The organism is Aeribacillus sp. FSL M8-0235 (assembly GCF_038000355.1).
Taxonomy (GTDB): domain Bacteria; phylum Bacillota; class Bacilli; order Bacillales; family Aeribacillaceae; genus Aeribacillus; species Aeribacillus composti.
Map to the genome: position 1 here is coordinate 2980496 of NZ_JBBOBW010000001.1, position 19115 is coordinate 2999610.

Sequence of the window (19115 nt, forward strand, 5' to 3'; positions counted from 1 at the left end):
AGGATGTTTGATGAATATTACGAAAGCATTAAATCTATACGAGGTTTTTCAAAATCATTTTAACAGGAGCGATTGGGAGCTTTATCTAAGACAGCTTGAAAAAAAGTTTCCATCCCTTTCCTTTCATGAATACAGCGAGAGAGTGTCGACAACCCTACAATACCAGCAGATTGATGATCTTGAAAAATTTACAAACCTGCTGATTATTGAAGCTTTAGCAAACATTTCGGAAAGTGAGCCGGATTGGACTTTTTTAGCTGCACACGTATTTCTTGAAAAAATTTACTATGAAGCGAGCCAAAACAGAAATTACAACCAACCGGGCTACGGCGATTTTTATTTGTTAATCGAAACATTAACCGATCTTGGAATCTACAGCCCTCTTTTGCTAGAGCATTATTCAAAAGAGGAAATTATGGAGCTGGGAAATGCCATTGATCCTGAGAAGGACAAGCTGTTTACATACATCGGATTAAGGACCCTTTACGACCGGTATTTAGCTAAAGATTTTCATAAACGAACATTTGAGCTTCCACAGGAACGTTTTATGATCATCGCTATGACGTTAATGATCAACGAGCATCCGTCCAAACGTTTGCATCTTGTAAAGGAAGCGTATTGGGCATTGAGCCATTTATATATGACGGTTGCAACACCTACATTGGCTAATGCAGGAAAATCAGTCGGTCAGCTTTCAAGCTGCTTTATTGATACGGTAGACGACAGCCTTCAAGGCATTTATGATTCGAACACTGATATTGCCAATGTTTCTAAAAGCGGCGGAGGCATTGGAGTTTATTTAGGGAAAATCAGAAGCCGCGGAAGCGATATCCGGGGGTTCAAAGGAGTTTCATCAGGTGTCATTCCTTGGATGAAGCAATTAAATAATACGGCAGTGAGCGTCGACCAGCTCGGCCAAAGAAAAGGAGCAATTGCCGTTTATTTGGATGTTTGGCATAAAGATATTTTCGCCTTCCTAGATGCAAAATTAAATAACGGAGACGAACGGCTGCGCACCCATGATTTATTTACAGGTGTATGCATTCCTGACCTATTTATGGAGCAAGTTGAAAAGCGCGGGGACTGGTATTTGTTCGATCCCCACGAAGTTCGCAAAGTCATGGGATTCAGTCTGGAAGATTATTATGATGAAGAAAAAGGTAACGGCAGCTTTCGGGAAAAATATTTTGAGTGCGTGAATCATCCTTCCTTATCTAAAGAAAAAGTGCCTGCGATTGAAATAATGAAACGGATTATGATCAGCCAGCTTGAAACGGGAACGCCTTTTATGTTTTATCGGGATGAAGTGAATCGAAAAAACGCAAACAAGCATGCCGGCATGATTTATTGCAGCAATTTATGCACAGAGATTGCGCAAAATCAAAGTGCTACTACTGTTGAAGAACAATATGTCGAAGATGGAAAAATTGTCATTGTGAAAAAGCCCGGCGATTTCGTCGTCTGCAACCTTTCTTCCATCAACTTGGCACGGGCTGTTCCAGACAACGTTCTGGAACGTTTAATCCCTATTCAAGTGCGGATGCTGGACAACGTTATCGATTTAAATAACATTCCGGTATTACAGGCAAAGCTTACAAATGAAAAATACCGTGCAATCGGTCTTGGAACGTTTGGCATGCATCATTTATTTGCACTAAAGGAAATTACATGGGAAAGCGACGAGGCAGTCCAATTTGTCGACCAACTATATGAAAAAATTGCGTATTTAACCATTCAGTCGAGTATGGAGCTCGCAAAAGAAAAAGGCGCATACCCTCTCTTTAAAGGCTCGGAGTGGGATACAGGGCGATATTTTGAAATCCGCGGTTATACGTCAAAAAAATGGCAGGAATTAAAGGAAAAAGTGCAGACTTTTGGGATTCGCAACAGCTATTTAATGGCGGTCGCACCGAACGCATCGACCTCCATTATAGCCGGAAGCACAGCAAGCATCGATCCAATTTTCCAAAAAGTTTATTCAGAGGAAAAGAAAGACTACAAAATTCCAGTTACCGTTCCCGACTTAAATGCGAAAACGACTTGGTATTATAAATCCGCTTATTTGATCGACCAAACATGGAGCATCAAACAAAATGCAGTGCGCCAGAAACATATTGACCAGTCCATTTCCTTCAACTTTTACGTCCTAAACACGATTAAAGCGAAAGAATTGCTGGAGCTTCATTTGACAGCTTGGAAATCCGGATTAAAAACAACGTATTATGTCCGTTCGACATCAAGCGACATTTATGAATGTGAATCATGTGCAAGTTAAGGAGGAAGTAATATGGAGCAAACATTAACAAAACGAGTTATTATGGATCCTGATGCACCAAACCGTTCAACAGCAATAGTGAACGGAAAATGTTCCAACGTGCTCAATTGGGATGATGTCGCCTACCCGTGGGCATATCCAAAATATAAACGGATGCTCGCAAACTTTTGGACACCTTTTGAAATTAATATGGCTCAAGATGTGAAGCAATTTCCTGAGCTTTCAGAAAGAGAACAGGACGCATTTTTAAAAATTATCGGCCTCTTAGCTTTATTAGACAGCATTCAAACCGATTATGCCGGAAAAGTTGCTGATTATATTACAGACTCGAGCATAAACGCCTTAATGATTTTGCTCGCTCAGCAGGAAGTGATTCATAACCATTCATATTCGTATATTCTTTCAAGCATCGTGCCTAAAAACGTACAGGATGAAGTATTTGAATATTGGCGGAACGAACCGGTTTTAAGGAAGCGAAATGAATTTGTCACCAACGGGTATAAAGCATTTGCAGAAAATCCGAATGTGGAGAATTTGTTAAAATCGATCGTCTTTGATGTCATACTGGAAGGTTTATTTTTCTATTCCGGTTTCGCATTCTTTTATAATTTAGCCAGAAACCAAAAGATGGTAGCCACTAGCACGATGATTAACTACATTAACCGTGATGAACAAATACACGTAGGTTTGTTTGAAAAAATTTTCAAAGCGGTGCTGAAGCAATATCCTGAATATGATACAGATGAACTGAAACAATTCGTTTCGAAAACATTTATGAAAGCAGCCGAGCTGGAAATCGAATGGGCCGGTGTAATTATCGGCAATGACATTGAAGGCCTGCATTTAAAAGATGTGGAGAGCTATATTAAATTTTATGCGAATTTCCGTGCCAATCAGCTGGGATTCGAACGTCCTTTTGAAGGCTATCGGACAAATCCTTTGAAATGGATACGGGCTTACGAAGAAGTGGACTTAGGAAAATCAGACTTCTTTGAACAAAAATCGAGACAATATACAAAAGTCAACACGATTGATAACGGCTTTGATGAGTTGTAAAAATTTACGTTCTCATGATAACGGGCAGCAGAGACTGCCCGTTTTTTTATCTGCTGCCAAACCAAAAGGAATGCTATGAAAGAATTGTTCGATAAGCAACTACTTTCTTTTAAAAGAGCTTATCTTTTTGGGAACCTAAGCATCCCATTTTTCCATGCCATGGTATAATATGTGCGGAGGGGATCTTATGTTAAAATCAACCTTGATCATAATGTCAATTTTGTTAGTAACAATTCATTTCGCTATTCTATATTTTTGGATGTTTGATTGGCAAAAATTAGCTACAAAAACAGGCTTTATAAGTTGGTTTGCCTCGATTCTATTAGGCATCTTTGTATATTTTGCTTTTCAAACTTTCAGCAGATGTGACAAAGCTGCTGTCGTCATCAGAAACATATTGTTATGTTCAACTTTACTGACCATCTTTTTAGCTTGTATTGCGTTCATTATAGAAGCAATTACAAAGGCGATGCCCTAAAAAAAGAAATATAGTTTTCACGATATTGGCTAAAAAGAAATATGTTGTTTCCCACCATTGCGAGGTGAATATAATGATTTATTTATTAGTCGGTTTGGGCGGGATAGCAGGTGCCTGCCTTCGATACAGTGTCGGCCTATGGACTTCCAGTTTTTGGACCGGATCTTTCCCAGCAGCGACACTTTTAGCCAATTTGGCTGGAAGTTTTCTTTTAGGATGGTTGACTGAATATGTATTTAAAATAAAAGGATTTCCTCCCCATTTTGCCGCAGCGATCGGTACTGGCTTAATCGGGTCATTCACTACATTTTCAACTTTTAGTTTTGAGAACATTCAATTGATGATTGCCGATAAATGGGAAACAGCCATTATGTATACATTGTCAAGCTTAATAGGCGGTTATTTATTTGTTTCGTCTGGTTATCATCTTGGCCGAAAAATGCTTTCCCAGCACAACGCACGAACGGCCGATCATGAATAGGAGTGAAGAGTAATGCTTTTCAACTTTATCGTTGTAGGAATCGGAGGTTTTTTAGGAGCTAATGCCCGCTTGATCGTCACCAATTGGATTAAAAAGAAAAGCAATATGAAGTTCCCTGTCGCGACATTTATTATCAATGTCAGCGGATCTTTCCTGCTCGGCCTTTTGATCGGCATGAATATTTCAGAAGCATATCTACTGTTATTTGGAACGGGATGTTTAGGAGCCTTTACCACCTTTTCTACGTTTCAGCTTGAAAATAAACAGCTGTTAACAGAAAAACAAAAAACAGTGTCCATTTGCTATTTTCTTTCAAGCTATGCGTTCGGTCTTTTGTTTGCCTTTCTCGGCTTCCAACTAGGCGCTATATTTTAAAAACTTATTTGAATCATATTGTCATGGTTTGATTTTTTCTTTATAATACAGATTGTCCAGCGGGATGTAGCTCAGCTTGGTAGAGCACCAGCATGGGGTGCTGGGGGTCGCAGGTTCGAATCCTGTCATCCCGACTCTGTAAATCTCCTAAATCATCATTTAAAACCAAAAACGCCGCTTGAGCTTTTTCAAGCGGCTTATATTTTGAATTACGTCTTTTTAATCCCTTTCCTCAGTTTAATTAATTTATATAAGTTAATCACAACCGTTTTGGTTACAGCATATGTTGGAACAGCCAAAATCATCCCCAAAATTCCCGCGATATTTCCTGCAACAAGCAACAAAATAATAATGGTCAACGGATGTGTATCAAGCCTCTTGCCGATAATAAACGGAGAAATCACATTCCCATCAATTTGCTGAACAATTGTCACGACAATAATCGCAAGAAGTGCTTTAAAAGGCGAATCAAGCAAGCCGACAATAACGGCTGGAGCAGCTCCAATAAACGGACCTAAATACGGAATAATATTGGTGATTGCCACAGTTATTCCAAGCAGCAAAGCATATGGCAGATCAATAATTAAGTATCCGATAAACGTAAAGAGCCCGACAAACATGGAAACAAGCATTTGTCCTTGAATATAGGTAGATAAGGTTTCGCCTGTTTCCTTTAAGATAATCATAACTTCATCGCGGAAATCACTCGGAAAAAACTTTACGACTTGGTGCGGCAGCTTATGTCCGTCCTTGATCATATAAAATAAAATGAACGGCACCGTGACAATAATAAGTGTTATATTTGTGATAACGCTGAAAACGGACTGAACGCCATTCGTAATATTATTTGTAATTCTCGATGCATATTGCGTAATGGTGCTCTCAATTTTTTCAATGGAAAAATAATCTTGCGTCAATACCCATTGGAACCAGCTTGTTTGATAGAGGTTTTCAATGATTTCTCTCGTTTTTGTTATATAAAAAGGAATGTTTCGAATTAAATCATTAAACTGCTTAACAATCGTAGGCCCTACCAATCCGATGGCGATCGAAATTCCGCCGATAAACACGATATACAAAATCAAAATAGCCAGAACTCTTGGAATTTTTCGCTTTTCAAGAAAACCAATAATCGGAGCAAACAAAAAGTAAAGAAAACCGGAAATAATTATAGGAAAAAACAAAGTAGTTATAAAGATCACAATGGGCTCAAAAAGAAAAGATATTTTTGTGCTGAAATATAAGATCAAAATGATCAAAAGTATTTCTAACGTCCAAAAATGAAGTTTTGATTTAAACAAAATGCTTGCCTCCCGCATCCAATTTTGCAACATTCGTTCCAATATTTAGAATATCATGTATTTACATATTCTAAGCAATTTTTTTCAATCCTCCTATTGCTTCTAATCCAAATTTTCCGCTCAAATTTAAGGAAAACCTTTTTAAATTTTTATGTTAAGCTTTATAATGTTTGCTCTTCGCAATGTTTCAAACAAAATCACAACAACTGGACCTAAGAATAAACCTAATATACCGAGCATCTTTAGTCCAATGAACATGCTGATCAAGGCGGCAAGAGGGCTTATTCCCATGTTGGTTGACATAATTTTCGGTTCGACAGCACGTCTGACGACAGTGATCACAAGAAATAAGACAACTAATCCTATTCCGAGATTGGTTTGCCCTTGGCTAAATGCATAAATAGCCCAAGGAACCAGCACCGATCCTGTTCCCAATATTGGAAGGATGTCAACAACCACGATAATGATTGCCAAAATCAAGCTATAATCTACACGAAGCAGCACCAACCCAATATAAGCTAGTATAAATGTCAGCAAACTTAAGATAACTTGCGCTTTAATAAAGCCGAAGCCTGCTTTGTAAAGATCATTCACAACATATTTTATTTTATTTCTCGTTTTTTCTGTCAGCATGGTCTCGAGCGAAGCCCATATTTTCGGCAGATCTAAACTGATTAAATAAAGAGCAATCAAATAAATCAGCGCTTCAATGAAAAAGCCAGGAATGCCGGAAACAAATAATATGAGCGATTCCATCAATTGCTTCACAAGACCGTCAACTGCATTGACAGAATTATTAATGGAAATTTCAATAGACGTCATGACACCTTCTGGAAGGGAAGCGGAATAATTTTCCCACGTATCAAGAAGAGGATTAATAAAATCATGATTGAATTTTCTAACATATAAAGGGATATTTTCTATAAAACTCACAAAGTTTGTATATATAAAGTTTATCAAACCAAAGCCTAGAATACATAATAAGAGTAAAAAAACAACAAAAATGAGCAAAACTGCATACGGTCTTTTTATTTTAAATCGATTTTGGAGAATGCTGATAGGCTTTTCAAGTACAAGAGCTGTAAGCAGCGCAAGCAATATCGGGATGCTGAACGGTATTAGTATAAGAATGGCAATACCAATGATGATAAGCGGCAGATACTTTTTCATTTTCAATACATCATTCTCCTATCTATTCTATACTCAAAATCATCATGTTATCCTTATTATATCGCGGATTTTCCATTTGAACTATTGAAATTCCTTATTTTTTTTATAAATTGTTATTTGTTCCGACATTTTGCAAAACACATTTACTTCAGACAAAAAAAAATACTAGACAAATCGCAATTTGACCAATATAATCAAATTAGAAAAACGGAATAAAGTAAAAATTCCCAAAGGGGAGTAGCTTAACAATAAAGTCGTCATTTCGTGGAGCTATCCACCGGCTTTATTGAACAACTGGATGTTGTTAGCGAGACCTTTGCCATAAAAATGGCAAAGGTCTTTTTGTATCTTAAAACAATTTTTGGGAGGATGATTTGAGTTGCTGCTTAGAAAATATATGTCCAAAATCGGAATAGGCTCTGCAACAGTCGATCTCGTACTGGATAAAGAAACGTATTCGCCAGGAGAAAAAGTAACAGGCACGCTCTACATTAAAGGAGCACTATAACTCAAAAGATTAAGCAGCTGCAATGTGATCTTATGAAAATAAACAATCAGGCTGATCAGCAATCAATCGCCTCCATTACGTTATTCGCTCCTGACATAATCGATCCAGCTGATTGCGCAAAAATTCCTTTTGAATTTGTTTTACCAAAGCATCTTCCCGCAACAACAGACAGTTTAACATACCGTTTTAAAACAACACTAGTGTTTGAAGAAGGAATCGATAGTCTGGATCATGACACAATACAAATTTTAAAAAATAAACCTAGTGGAGGGGAAAACGATGAGAAAAATATGGAAAAGAATTCGGTTCATTTATAACTTTCGTTCATTTTTCCCTTTTATATTTGAATTTTTCTTATCGAAGGAGGTGAATAGGAAAAAAAAGCTATTCTCGATCGCTTTCATAATTGGATATTTCCTGTTGCCGTTCGATGCAATCCCAGATTTCCTGTCCTTAATTGGAATTGTGGATGATGTCGTTATATTTACTTTTATCATGCAGCAAATGATCAAAATGGCTCCGAAGGAATTACAGGAAAAATATTGTCTTGCATAACAAAGGATAAAAACATCGAAATGAGTATAAAATATTTGAGGAGTGATAAATATTGGAACTATTCTCACCTGAGTTTTTTTCAGCATTACTTTCGATTGTTATCATTGACCTTGTTTTAGCTGGTGATAATGCCATTCTAATCGGTTTAGCAGCTAGAAATGTGCCGAAACACCAACAAACAAAGGTCATTATATGGGGGACATTTGGAGCGATTTTTATCCGGGCAATTGCGACGCTTGCGGTTGTTTGGCTTTTAAAAATCCCTGGACTGCTATTAGTCGGCGGAGTTCTTCTCCTTTGGATCGCCTATAAACTTCTCATCGATAAAAAAGAGCATAACGTCGATACCGGGAATAGCTTTTGGTCCGCTATGAAAACGATCATTGTAGCAGACGCTTTAATGGGGCTTGATAATGTTTTAGCGGTTGCCGGTGCCGCGCACGGATCGTTCCTTTTAGTCATAATCGGATTGTTAATTTCCATTCCAATCGTTGTGTGGGGCAGCACGCTCATCATCAAATGGATTGAACGGTTCCCAGTTATCGTGACAATTGGGGCTGCCGTTATTGCCTTTACAGCAGCCAAAATGATCGTAGATGAAAAATTTCTAAAAGGCTTCTTTGAAGAAAACCCGCTTCTAAAATGGGGCTTAACCATTATTCTTGTTGCAGGCGTTATTTTTGCCGGATATTTAAAAAAGAAAAAAGCTTCCCCTGTGGAAGCAAAAGAAGAAGCATCTTAAAAAATGATGCTGATACCGTTTTTCCTAAAGCCTAAAAACAAATTCCGTGGGGCTGTCTAATAAGTCGATTTTCCGGCTTATAGACGTCCCTTTAATGTTTTAGCAATGTTGATATATCAATGTTTATGATGTTTCGTTTTCAATGGATTTTGACTTTCTGGACAGCCCCATCATTACAAATATTTTCGATGGACATTCCGGCCGTCAAAATTAAATAAAACAGGTTTATCCTCAATAATCGTTTCTAAATGGACACCTCTCCCCCAAAGCTGATAAATGTATGGAAGCACCTTTTCAAGGTACTTAATATCAAGTTCAATCCCTTCATACCAATGTTTTAAATATAGTTCGCCGTTTTTCATATAATCCCCATCCATTACCGTAATGTACGGAAAACCGCCATTCACCCTCATGCTTACGAGCTGATCCCGCACTTTTTCCCAATCTTTATCAACAATTTTATAGTCTTTGCCTTGTTTTTGAAATAAGTACATGTCTTCCCGCATAACAAGATCTTTTGTTAAATAGTTGCGAAGAAATGAAATATCCGATTCAATTTCCCGCACCTCAAACAGCTTTTCCCTGCCCGAACCGGGTTGAATTCCCCGCTTTTTCATTTCCTCGGTCGGATTGTTATACCTTTCTTCGATATCCTCAAATATTTTTAAACCTAAATAATAAGGGTTAATGCTCGTTCTTGACGGCTGTACGACACCCGCATTTAATTTAGCATATTCAATTGCTTCATCAGAGGTCAAATCCAGCTCTCTCATGATCCGCTGGTGCCAATACGTCGCCCAGCCTTCATTCATTATTTTTGTTTCAAGCTGAGGCCAAAAGTAAAGCATTTCCTCTCTCATCATTGTTAAAATATCACGCTGCCAGTCTTCAAGCTCCCGGCTATACTCTTCGATAAACAAAAGCACGTCTTTCTCCGGTTTGGGAGGGAATTTTTTCTTTTTCTTGATTGTCTGTTCACTTTTTTCTTTTTTTTCTCCTAAAGACCAGAGATCATCATACGGTGTTTTGTATGTCTTAAGCTCTTCTTCCTCATCAACATCATCCAAGCTCCAAGAAAGTTTTGTCCGAACTAAAGACGGATCAATATGTTCTTGGATGGATAAAACCGCGTCTAAAAATTTTTCCACTTCTCTTTTTCCATATAAAAGTTCATATTTCTTGATTCTTTCCGCTGTTGCCGCCATGCTTTCGACCATATCCCGTTTCGTATTACTAAAGCGAATATTGTTTTTAAAAAAATCACAATGCGCGAGGACATGTGCAACAATTAGTTTATTTTGAATAAGAGAATTAGTATCAAGCAAAAAGGCATAACAAGGATTTGAGTTAATCACCAGTTCATAAATTTTACTAAGACCTAAATCATAATGGAGCTTCATTTTATAAAATTGCTTTCCAAAGCTCCAATGGGAGAAACGAGTCGGCATCCCATATGCACCAAATGTATAAATAATATCAGCTGGACAAATTTCATATCTCATCGGATAAAAATCAAGGCCAAACCCCTTTGCGATTTCTGTTATTTCTTCAATTGCATATTGAAGAACTTTATGATCCTCCTTGTTCATTGTTCATCCCCCTTCTTTTTCCTTACAACAATTTATGAAAACAAACGGGAGATGATGAAAAACATTTTGAACGTTGTGTCAGATTGCACTATTTCCATTTCACATCTTGAACTGCCTGTCACCAAACGAAAAGCTAAAAAGGGAGACATTCCTGTTCAAAAATACACAATCTTATAAATCGAGTAGGAGGGAGCGATTAACTCCCGTCCTCTCACACCACCGTACGTACGGTTCCGTATACGGCGGTTCAATTAAGATAATTGACGCAAGTTTTCATAACTTCCGTGAATAGCTGTTCTCTTTATGCCAGTGGTCACTCCACCCTCCAAGAGGTCTCCCACGGGATTCACCGCTTCCTCCCTCAAGTGAGGTACTACGTTTTCTGTGTTCATCATGACTCACTGAATGCCAAGGGCTATTCTCTCTTAATTGTTCGGTCCTTCTTAGTTGTTCTAGACCAACTAATACTATGACCTCTGCTGACTTCTGACGGTTCAGCTACTTATCACTAAGTAGGTTATGAAGCGTACTTCACATATCCACCAGACCTCCCCGGGTAAGTACATGCACTTTCACACCATCTATCCGCCTCATTTACTCGATATGACCTTCGACAGAAAGAGCTTTGTTTTGTTTTGCAAACTCACTCAATCATACCTAGCCTTATATGAGGTTCGTGTTCCTCGGACCGGTGTTTTGCCTCCAGCTTCCTTCAGATTCCGCGTCACCACGGACACCCTTGCTCTTGGCTAACCTCTACTTCTGTCTTCGGGGTTCGGGACTTACACCCTATAGTTCATATACATGCCGGGCGCACAAAAATGGTGCCTTCTCACGGCACCAAATATTAAAAACTTTTTTGGAAAAACTACATTAAATGGTCGAACCTTTAGGCTGCTCAATTTGTAAAGCTGGTCCAAAAAATTCGTAATGAATATTTTCGGAAGCAACCCCCAGTTCTTTTAAATAATTAATGACTGCTTTCATAAATGGCACAGGGCCGCAAATAAAATAATCTGCATTTTCAGATATGAATTGCTTAAGAATGTCTTTTGTCAAATAACCTGTATGATTGGCGCTTTCTTGACGTGACGGCTCCGTATAACAAATAAAGGATGTTCCATTTGGCAACCTATTCATTAACTCTTTTACTTCCAAGCGAAAAGCATGAACATCTTCATTTTTAGCAGAGTGAACAAAACGAACCGGTCTAGAAGGATTTTCTTTTGCTATCGTATTCAGCATGCTCATAATTGGCGTTACTCCAACACCGCCGCTGATGAAAACAACCGGCGAGTTTTGCGTGACATCCAATGTAAAATCGCCAGCAGGCACGCTAATATTAAGCTCATCGCCAATTTGAACATCATCGTGCAGGTAATTCGATACGACCCCTTTTGGTTGATCCGGTTCTGCCTCACGTTTTACAGAAATTCGAAAATATTCTTTGCCAGGAGCGTCTGATAAGCTGTATTGACGATTCAGCAAATATTGATGGCCGTCTATTTTTACTTTTACGGTAACATATTGTCCGGGCAGGAATGATGGCAATACAGCATTATCTTTCGGTTTTAGGTAAAACGATGTAATAACAGAGCTTTCTTTTACTTTATCGACAACAACAAACGGCTTAAAGTCTTTCCAGCCACCTTCCATATTTTCAGCGTCAGCATACATTCGTTGCTCCAATTCGATAAATACGTTTGCAATTTCGTTGTAAGCTTCTTCCCACGCAGAAATAATTTCATCTGTTGCTAAATCGCCTAACACTTCTTTCATAGCTGCTAATAAATTTTCGCCGACAATTGGATAGTGTTCTTTTTTAACCCCTAAGCTTCTGTGTTTATGAGCAATTTGCTTCACAACTGGTAAAATCGTCTCCAATTGATCAATGCGCTCGGCAGCAGCATAAAGTGTGGTTGCTAGCGCTGTTTGCTGTCTTCCTTTCTGTTGGTTTGTATGATTAAAAATATTTAATAACTCCGGATGATTGGAAAGCATTCGTTTATAAAAATGACTTGTGATTTCTGTTCCTTGCTTAGCTAAAACTGGCACGGTGGACTTTATAATTTCAATAGTACGTTCGGATAACATAAATTTGCACTCCTTTGTTTTTAAAAAAAGATGTATTTTATATATATCTTTAAAATAGTTGATCTTCGTCTTAAAAGCAATATTTTAAATACATCTTTTGAAAAGATGTCACATTTTTGAACCTAAATTATCCATCAGTGTATAATGGAGCTAGTACGGACAAAGAGAGGGAGGCCAATGCGTCTTACAAACTATACTGACTATTCGCTCCGTGTGCTCATTTACATTGGCACGAAAAACCGAGAGGAATTATCCAATATTAAAGAAATTGCGGATGTGTACGGCATTTCAAAAAACCATTTAATGAAGGTCATTTACCAGCTTGGGAAAAACGGGTATATTGAAACGATTCGAGGACGAAATGGCGGTTTCCGTTTAGCACGTCCTGCATCCGAAATAAATATTGGCGATGTGGTCAGAAAAACTGAAGAAGATTTCCATCTTGTCGAATGTTTTAATGAAAAAAACAGCGAATGTGTGATCACATCCGCCTGCAGGCTGCGCCATGTTTTCCAGCAAGCCTTGCAAGCTTATTTACAAGTGCTGGATCAGTACACACTCGCTGATTTAATCATAAATCAAAACGAATTGAAGCATTTGTTTAATGTGAAGTAGAAAAAAGCCTTAAATGGTCTTTCGTTTTTTGAATGAGGCATTTATACATTTGTTTTGAAAGAAACGGCTGTTGTTATGTCCAACATTTGCAACGGTACAAAAAACCGATTTATTCATACAATAAACATAACTCCTTTTAGGGAGGGATGTTTATTATGAATAAAATGGATTACGACAAAGCATTATATTACACGCACCGTTCGCAATGGGACAATTTGATTATTTTAATGGTGCGCACAAACGACGATTTTCTTTCCAAAAAAATTGAGCATTTTTTACACGCTTATAATTTTGAACACGATTATCAAATTATTGAGCATAAACTATATGCTTTACTTCGTTATATTGACCATGCATTAGAAAACGTAACAGAGGTTGAACCGGAAATCGCGCTGAAATAGTTTCCAGAAAGGTGACTCAATAGTTTAAGCAACCTTTTTTCAGAAAAGTTATTTCTGAAAAATGGGGTTGCTTTTTCTTTCTGTTTTAGTCGTTTAAGTTATTGCTTCAATGCTGAAAGCGGCGATCGTTTTTGCCGAAAGCCCGTTTTTTCAGGAGCCTTTTTTCATGGCTATTGATCCGCTGCTATAATCGGCTATCAACTTTGCCAAAACTCGGGACTTAGCCCGCTTTTTTAAGAGCGTAAACGAAAAAGCGAGGGTGGAAAAACGTCTTGTTTTTCTCCCTCGCTCTTATTTTTAAGACTTATTGGACAGACTGAAGGGATCTCAATCGAAATGGAGTTAAGCTTTTTTAACTGTCAGAATATCATTTACTTTTTCCATTACGGCATTTATTAATTCTTCCAATGCCTTTTCACTATTATTCAGTGAATCGGCCTGAACAGCAAAATAAAATTTCACTTTCGGCTCGGTTCCCGAAGGCCGCAAACAGAACCAAGATCCGTCTTCAAGGAAATATTTCAATACATTTGATTTTGGCAAATCAATTGTTTCCTTTTTGTTCGATTGAAGCAATGTACGTTCACTTGTTAAATAATCCTCGATAATCGTAACCGTTTTACCTGCAATTTCAGCAAGCGGATTTTGGCGGAAAGATTCTAAAATTCGCTTAATCTGTTCTGCTCCGTCCTTACCTTTTAAGGTTAACGATTTTAACCCTTCTCTGTAATACCCGTATCGATTAAAAATTTCCATTAATCCGTCATAAAGTGTGAGCCCTTTTTTCTTATAAAATGCACATACTTCAACAGCTAAAACGGCCGCTTGAACGGCATCTTTGTCTCTGGCAAAATCGCCAATTAAATATCCGTAGCTTTCCTCATAACCGAATTGAAATTTGTATTGTTTCGTTTGTTCAAATTCTTTAATTTTTTCCCCGATAAATTTAAACCCGGTAAGCGTATCAATTGTTTTTAGTCCATATTCCTCCGCTATTGCGCGTCCTATTTCCGATGTAACAATCGTTTTTAGAACAACGCCATTTTCAGGCAGCAATCCTTTTTTCTTTTTCTCAGAAAGGATATAGTTGAGCAAAATCGCACCCGTTTGGTTTCCTGTTAACACAATGTATTCGCCTTTGTCATTTTTGACAGCAACTCCTAAACGGTCAGCATCAGGGTCAGTTCCGATTAAAATATCAGCATCAATGCGTTTCCCTTCTCTTATCGCTAGCTCAAACGCTGCATGCTCCTCAGGATTCGGCGAAGCCACTGTCGAAAAATTTGGATCTGGAAGCTCCTGCTCTTTGACGACGGTTACATTTTGATAGCCTAATGATTGAAGAGCTCGTCGAACCGGTTTATTGGCTGTACCATGAAGCGGCGTAAAAACGACCTTTACATCTACTTCTTTTGCCAAATTAGGATTCAGTGAAATCGTTTTGATCTTTTCATTATATGCTTCGTCTATTTCCGCTCCAATGATTTTAATCAAGCCTTTTTGTTTTAAAATATCTTCATTTTCAACAGCAACTTCTAATTCATTTTCAACTTCATTCACTTTTTTGATGATTTCATCAGCTATTTTTGGAGGAATCTGACCTCCATCCTCTCCGTAAACTTTAAATCCATTATATTCCGGCGGGTTATGGCTTGCCGTTATTACAACACCTGAAAATGCGTTTAAATAACGGACAGCAAAAGATAATTCAGGAGTTGGCCTTAATTCATCAAATACATAAGTTTGAATACCATGCGTTGCGATAGTTTTTGCCGCTTCCATAGCAAATTGCGGCGATTTGTGGCGGGAATCGTAAGCAATTACCACGCCGCGTCTTTTGGCTTCTTCTCCAAAAGATTCAATATATCTTGCCAATCCCTCAGAAGCCTTGCGGATTGTATAAATGTTCATCCGATTTGTGCCTGGGCCAATTTCTCCCCGCATTCCTCCTGTACCAAACTCTAAGCTTTTATAAAAGCAGTCCTCTAATTCGAGTTCATTGTCTGCTTTTTCTAGTAATTGCTGTTTTAGCTCTTGATCTATATCTTCTTTCGATATCCATCGTTGATAATTTTCTTTCCACTTTGCCATAACTTAACACCCCTCCAGTTCCCCTTCTTTTTCTCTCCTGAAATATTTTATCACAAATTTTATGGAAATGAGATGATCATCCCTATTTTTAGAACTATTCGAAACAGCTTTTACATATTTTTCGCAAATGATCGTCTTTCCATTTCTCGAGTTATTTATAAATTTATGTATTATTTGTATCATTTGAAAAAAAAACAAACCGAGCGACAAAGCTCTTTGCCACTGAACGGAAAAAAGAGCGCCAAACGGACGCTCTTTTTTCAGCAAGGCACTCCCATCCCGGGATTGCAAGAGGGGTTATTGAAGATCTTTTTCAGAAATGTTTGTTAATGCTTCTCCTGCCGCTTCATCAGAAGTCTTATTTGTTGCTAAATCTCCTAATGCGACCATGCCGACAACTTGATTATTTTCCACTACAGGCAACCGGCGAATTTGATTTTGTGCCATGATTTGGGCAGCTTCTTGCAGACTCGCGTCTGGACTACAGCATACAGGGTTTGTCGACATAACTTCTGCAACGGTTGTGCTTTCGTTTTTGCCCTGAGCTGTTGAGCGAAGCGTAATATCACGGTCTGTAATAATTCCTTTTAATTGTCCATTATCTGCAACAGGGATCGCACCAACATTATGCTGTCTCATTAACTGAGCAGCTTCCTGAACAGTTTGATTTGATGAAACGGAAATGACATTAGAAGACATGATATCGCGAATTTTATCCATAGTCTCACTCCTTTCGTTGATAGTTTGAACAATATGTAAAAATTTATGAATGATAATAATTCTTAGCTGATGTTTTATTGATTTCATCGCAAAATCATTTTTAATTCAGGGGAAATGTATTATAATGCCTTTAGAAAGAAAACAGAGAGGTTAGTTGGATGGATGATAAGCGAAAAGACAATTTGCTGTTGATAGGCTGGATCGCTTCTTTAATTTCTACCTTAGGAAGCCTGTATTTTTCTGAGATCATGCATTTCGAACCATGTAAATTGTGCTGGTTTCAAAGGATATTTATGTACCCGCTCGTTGTTATACTTGGAATAGCTGTAGTAAAAAAGGATTACAAAATTGCAAGCTATTCCTTAACTTTGTCCATTATGGGAGGAATGATTTCCATTTACCATTATTCTATACAAAAAATTCCTTTTTTGGGGGAACATAGCCTCGCATGCGGAAGAGTTCCTTGTACAAGCGACTACATTAATTGGTTTGGATTCGTTACAATTCCTTTCTTGGCTTTAATTGGCTTTTCAATTATTTTCCTCACAAGCTTTTTCATTTTACGGCAGAAAGGATAACGTTTCCGTTATTTTCAGATTTTTCAAGAGGCGAATGATGCAAATTCTATAGACCAGCAAACAAAACCTTTGGATTTATAGCTTTCAATTATGTTTTTTTACCCATATTAAGACTTAATCGCAATCCGGCAAGTTCATGAGGTCTTAGAAAGATAAACATTTATTTTTTGCGGTTGCCGTCATTCCCGTCATTTATGAAAATCGGTTTACATTTTTTAGTGCAAAGGAACGAAAGGAGTGAATAACGGCGATACTTTCCCCAAAATTTTTAAAATTACGGGGTCTTCTCGCCAAATTATATGAAAAAACTGCTTATATTCGGCGGAATCATTATTGTACTGTTCGCGGCACTGGCAATTGTAACAAATTTGCAAAATAAGCAAAAGGCGGAAGGAAATCCGTACAAAAAGTCGAGCCTGCATCCTGAAACCGTCAAGCTGCTGGATGATCCAAATTATCAAAACATCATACTTCCGGATGAGCTAGAAACAAAATTAAATAATCAAGAAGATGTCATTGTCTATTTTTTCAGTTCTACCTGCCCGCACTGTAAAAACACAACACCGATCTTAATGCCTTTGGCAAAAGAATTAAATGTGGATATCTACCAATACAACCTTCTTGAGTTTGAAGAGGGCTGGGACGAGTATAAAATTGATGCAACTCCAACGCTTGTCCATTATGTAAACGGAAAAGAAACCGATCGTATCGTCGGTTCACAGGAAAAAAGCGTTTTTCGGGAAGCGCTGGAAAATTGGACAAAATCAGAATAAGGAAAACCTGTCTTTTCATGACAAACATGGAAGCTGTAAATGCCTGCTTGGCAATATGGAACAATTGTCTGTCGGAGAAAAACAAAAACTTGCACAAGAAAGTTAAAGCCGCTTTTATTTCAAAAGCGGCTTTTTGAATAATCAAATTTTGTCAATCTTAACAGGAAAAGCGGACAGAATATCCGTATCTCCAATATTTAGAAATTTTGTTCACACTGCAATAAATCGTCTTCATACGCTTGGCTCCAGCAAAATGATGAATGATTTGCAAATCACTATCGCAAAATAATCAATTTATCCGGAAAGATTTCCAAACATATTTCTTCTTCAAGCTCACAAATGTATTTCCATTGAAGCTGAAGCATTTTTTCACCTTTCAAAAGCTGCTGAACAGCATATAGGAAAGGCTTGTAGTATTACCGATTTCTTATTTCTTACCTTTTAAAAAGTATCAGGATCAGGACCTATCCGCTCATTTTTATTGAGGGAATCGATTTTTTCCATATCTTCTTGAGATAGTTCAAAATCGAAAATAGAAGCATTTTCAATAATTCGATGCTCTTTTGTCGATTTTGGAATTGTCACGACCTCATGTTGAAGATCCCAACGGAGAATCACCTGTGCGATCGTTTTATTGTATTTTTCAGCAATCTCGGCTAAAGTTTCATTATCGAGAAGCCCGCCTCTCATAAGCGGAGACCAAGCTTCAAATTGAATGTTTTGCTCTTTGCAATATTTTCTAAGTTCCTCCTGTGTTAATCTTGGATGAAATTCCACCTGATTAACCATCGGTTTAATCTCCGCACTTTGCAATAAATCCTCTAAATGGTGAACATGGAAGTTGCAGACTCCAATCGCCCGAACTCTTCCGTCTTTATACAACCGTTCTAATGCCTTCCATGTTTCTTTATATTTTCCTGAAACTGGCCAGTGGATTAAATATAGATCCAAATAGTCTAATCCTAATCGATTTAGGCTGTCATCAAACGCTTTTAATGTAGAGTCGTAGCCTTGATCGTCATTCCAAACTTTTGTTGTGATAAATAGTTCTTCTCTCGGTATTCCCGATTCTTTTATCGCAATTCCGACTCCCTCTTCATTTTTATAATATGCCGCCGTATCTATGCTGCGGTAGCCCGCTTTAATTGCTGATTTTACAGCTTGAATTACTTCTTCCCCTTCATTGACTTTATATACGCCTAAACCAAACCACGGCATTTTAACACCATTATGTAAAGTCACCGTATCTTGCAAGCTTTTGACCAACCAACTCCACTCCCTTTCTAGTTATGGTGCATCACTTCTATTATGCA

The 19115-nt window shown here is 37.9% G+C and carries 20 protein-coding genes and 1 tRNA gene; 14 read left to right on the plus strand and 7 right to left on the minus strand.

Going from position 1 to position 19115, the window contains the following annotated elements; genetic code table 11:
* Positions 1 to 10 precede the first annotated feature (10 nt).
* The 6 genes from NSQ71_RS14575 (at position 11) to NSQ71_RS14600 (ending at position 4799) form a co-directional block, all read left to right on the plus strand.
* Positions 11 to 2275: a ribonucleoside-diphosphate reductase subunit alpha gene (locus tag NSQ71_RS14575; protein WP_066250873.1), complete on the plus strand. Its 2265-nt coding sequence runs from the start codon at positions 11 to 13 to the stop codon at positions 2273 to 2275.
* Between the two features lie 12 nt (positions 2276 to 2287).
* Positions 2288 to 3331 carry a ribonucleotide-diphosphate reductase subunit beta gene (locus tag NSQ71_RS14580; protein WP_063387272.1) on the plus strand — a complete coding sequence of 348 codons (1044 nt, stop codon included), beginning with the start codon at positions 2288 to 2290 and terminating at the stop codon, positions 3329 to 3331.
* 187 nt (positions 3332 to 3518) lie between these two features.
* Positions 3519 to 3809, plus strand: a complete 291-nt coding sequence (locus NSQ71_RS14585) for a hypothetical protein (RefSeq protein ID WP_340734150.1) — start codon at positions 3519 to 3521, stop codon at positions 3807 to 3809.
* 73 nt (positions 3810 to 3882) lie between these two features.
* Positions 3883 to 4290 (plus strand): fluoride efflux transporter CrcB, encoded by a 408-nt coding sequence (gene crcB / locus NSQ71_RS14590; RefSeq protein ID WP_340734151.1) that lies wholly within the window; start codon positions 3883 to 3885, stop codon positions 4288 to 4290.
* A gap of 12 nt (positions 4291 to 4302) precedes the next feature.
* Complete coding sequence (crcB, locus tag NSQ71_RS14595) at positions 4303 to 4665, plus strand: fluoride efflux transporter CrcB (protein WP_063387269.1); 363 nt, start codon at positions 4303 to 4305, stop codon at positions 4663 to 4665.
* 60 nt (positions 4666 to 4725) lie between these two features.
* Positions 4726 to 4799, plus strand: a tRNA-Pro gene (locus NSQ71_RS14600).
* 75 nt (positions 4800 to 4874) lie between these two features.
* Here the strand turns inward: NSQ71_RS14600 and NSQ71_RS14605 are convergent.
* Together NSQ71_RS14605 and ytvI are read right to left on the minus strand one after the other, a co-directional pair.
* A complete protein-coding gene (locus NSQ71_RS14605; protein WP_066250881.1) occupies positions 4875 to 5966 on the minus strand; it encodes an AI-2E family transporter in 1092 nt (363 codons plus the stop codon).
* Positions 5967 to 6107: 141 nt separating this feature from the next.
* Positions 6108 to 7136: a sporulation integral membrane protein YtvI gene (ytvI, locus tag NSQ71_RS14610; protein WP_063387477.1), complete on the minus strand. Its 1029-nt coding sequence runs from the start codon at positions 7134 to 7136 to the stop codon at positions 6108 to 6110.
* 379 nt (positions 7137 to 7515) lie between these two features.
* Here ytvI and NSQ71_RS14615 point away from each other — a divergent pair, with 379 nt between their 5' ends.
* Genes NSQ71_RS14615 through NSQ71_RS14630 form a run of 4 tightly spaced genes read left to right on the plus strand, consistent with a single transcriptional unit; the run spans position 7516 to position 8941 of the window.
* On the plus strand, positions 7516 to 7644 hold the full coding sequence (locus NSQ71_RS14615) for a sporulation protein (protein ID WP_340734152.1): 129 nt from the start codon (positions 7516 to 7518) through the stop codon (positions 7642 to 7644).
* A gap of 32 nt (positions 7645 to 7676) precedes the next feature.
* Positions 7677 to 7961: a sporulation protein gene (locus tag NSQ71_RS14620; protein ID WP_340734153.1), complete on the plus strand. Its 285-nt coding sequence runs from the start codon at positions 7677 to 7679 to the stop codon at positions 7959 to 7961.
* Complete coding sequence (locus NSQ71_RS14625) at positions 7924 to 8199, plus strand: YkvA family protein (RefSeq protein ID WP_066250884.1); 276 nt, start codon at positions 7924 to 7926, stop codon at positions 8197 to 8199. Before NSQ71_RS14620 ends, NSQ71_RS14625 begins: the two co-directional genes overlap by 38 nt.
* 52 nt (positions 8200 to 8251) lie before the next feature.
* Positions 8252 to 8941: a TerC family protein gene (locus NSQ71_RS14630; protein ID WP_340734154.1), complete on the plus strand. Its 690-nt coding sequence runs from the start codon at positions 8252 to 8254 to the stop codon at positions 8939 to 8941.
* A gap of 173 nt (positions 8942 to 9114) precedes the next feature.
* Here NSQ71_RS14630 and NSQ71_RS14635 read toward each other — a convergent pair whose 3' ends face one another.
* Complete coding sequence (locus NSQ71_RS14635; RefSeq protein WP_063387264.1) at positions 9115 to 10530, minus strand: SpoVR family protein; 1416 nt, start codon at positions 10528 to 10530, stop codon at positions 9115 to 9117.
* 873 nt (positions 10531 to 11403) lie between these two features.
* On the minus strand, positions 11404 to 12624 hold the full coding sequence (gene hmpA / locus NSQ71_RS14640) for an NO-inducible flavohemoprotein (RefSeq protein WP_340734155.1): 1221 nt from the start codon (positions 12622 to 12624) through the stop codon (positions 11404 to 11406).
* 177 nt (positions 12625 to 12801) lie between these two features.
* Here hmpA and NSQ71_RS14645 point away from each other — a divergent pair, with 177 nt between their 5' ends.
* Together NSQ71_RS14645 and NSQ71_RS14650 are read left to right on the plus strand one after the other, a co-directional pair.
* A complete protein-coding gene (locus tag NSQ71_RS14645; protein WP_063387262.1) occupies positions 12802 to 13239 on the plus strand; it encodes an Rrf2 family transcriptional regulator in 438 nt (145 codons plus the stop codon).
* 155 nt (positions 13240 to 13394) lie between these two features.
* A complete protein-coding gene (locus NSQ71_RS14650; protein ID WP_063387261.1) occupies positions 13395 to 13640 on the plus strand; it encodes a YhdB family protein in 246 nt (81 codons plus the stop codon).
* A 342-nt stretch (positions 13641 to 13982) separates the two neighbouring features.
* Here NSQ71_RS14650 and NSQ71_RS14655 read toward each other — a convergent pair whose 3' ends face one another.
* Together NSQ71_RS14655 and NSQ71_RS14660 are read right to left on the minus strand one after the other, a co-directional pair.
* The gene (locus tag NSQ71_RS14655; RefSeq protein WP_063387260.1) at positions 13983 to 15731 is read right to left on the minus strand and encodes a phospho-sugar mutase; all 1749 of its coding nucleotides are present in this window, start codon (positions 15729 to 15731) and stop codon (positions 13983 to 13985) included.
* Between the two features lie 297 nt (positions 15732 to 16028).
* Positions 16029 to 16451 carry a CBS domain-containing protein gene (locus tag NSQ71_RS14660; protein WP_063387258.1) on the minus strand — a complete coding sequence of 141 codons (423 nt, stop codon included), beginning with the start codon at positions 16449 to 16451 and terminating at the stop codon, positions 16029 to 16031.
* A gap of 158 nt (positions 16452 to 16609) precedes the next feature.
* Here NSQ71_RS14660 and NSQ71_RS14665 point away from each other — a divergent pair, with 158 nt between their 5' ends.
* On the plus strand, positions 16610 to 17029 hold the full coding sequence (locus NSQ71_RS14665) for a disulfide oxidoreductase (protein ID WP_063387257.1): 420 nt from the start codon (positions 16610 to 16612) through the stop codon (positions 17027 to 17029).
* Positions 17030 to 17328: 299 nt separating this feature from the next.
* Positions 17329 to 17802: a thioredoxin family protein gene (locus tag NSQ71_RS14670; RefSeq protein WP_339210281.1), complete on the plus strand. Its 474-nt coding sequence runs from the start codon at positions 17329 to 17331 to the stop codon at positions 17800 to 17802.
* A 441-nt stretch (positions 17803 to 18243) separates the two neighbouring features.
* Here the strand turns inward: NSQ71_RS14670 and NSQ71_RS14675 are convergent, their stop codons facing one another.
* A complete protein-coding gene (locus tag NSQ71_RS14675; protein WP_094244595.1) occupies positions 18244 to 19068 on the minus strand; it encodes an aldo/keto reductase in 825 nt (274 codons plus the stop codon).
* Positions 19069 to 19115 lie beyond the last annotated feature (47 nt).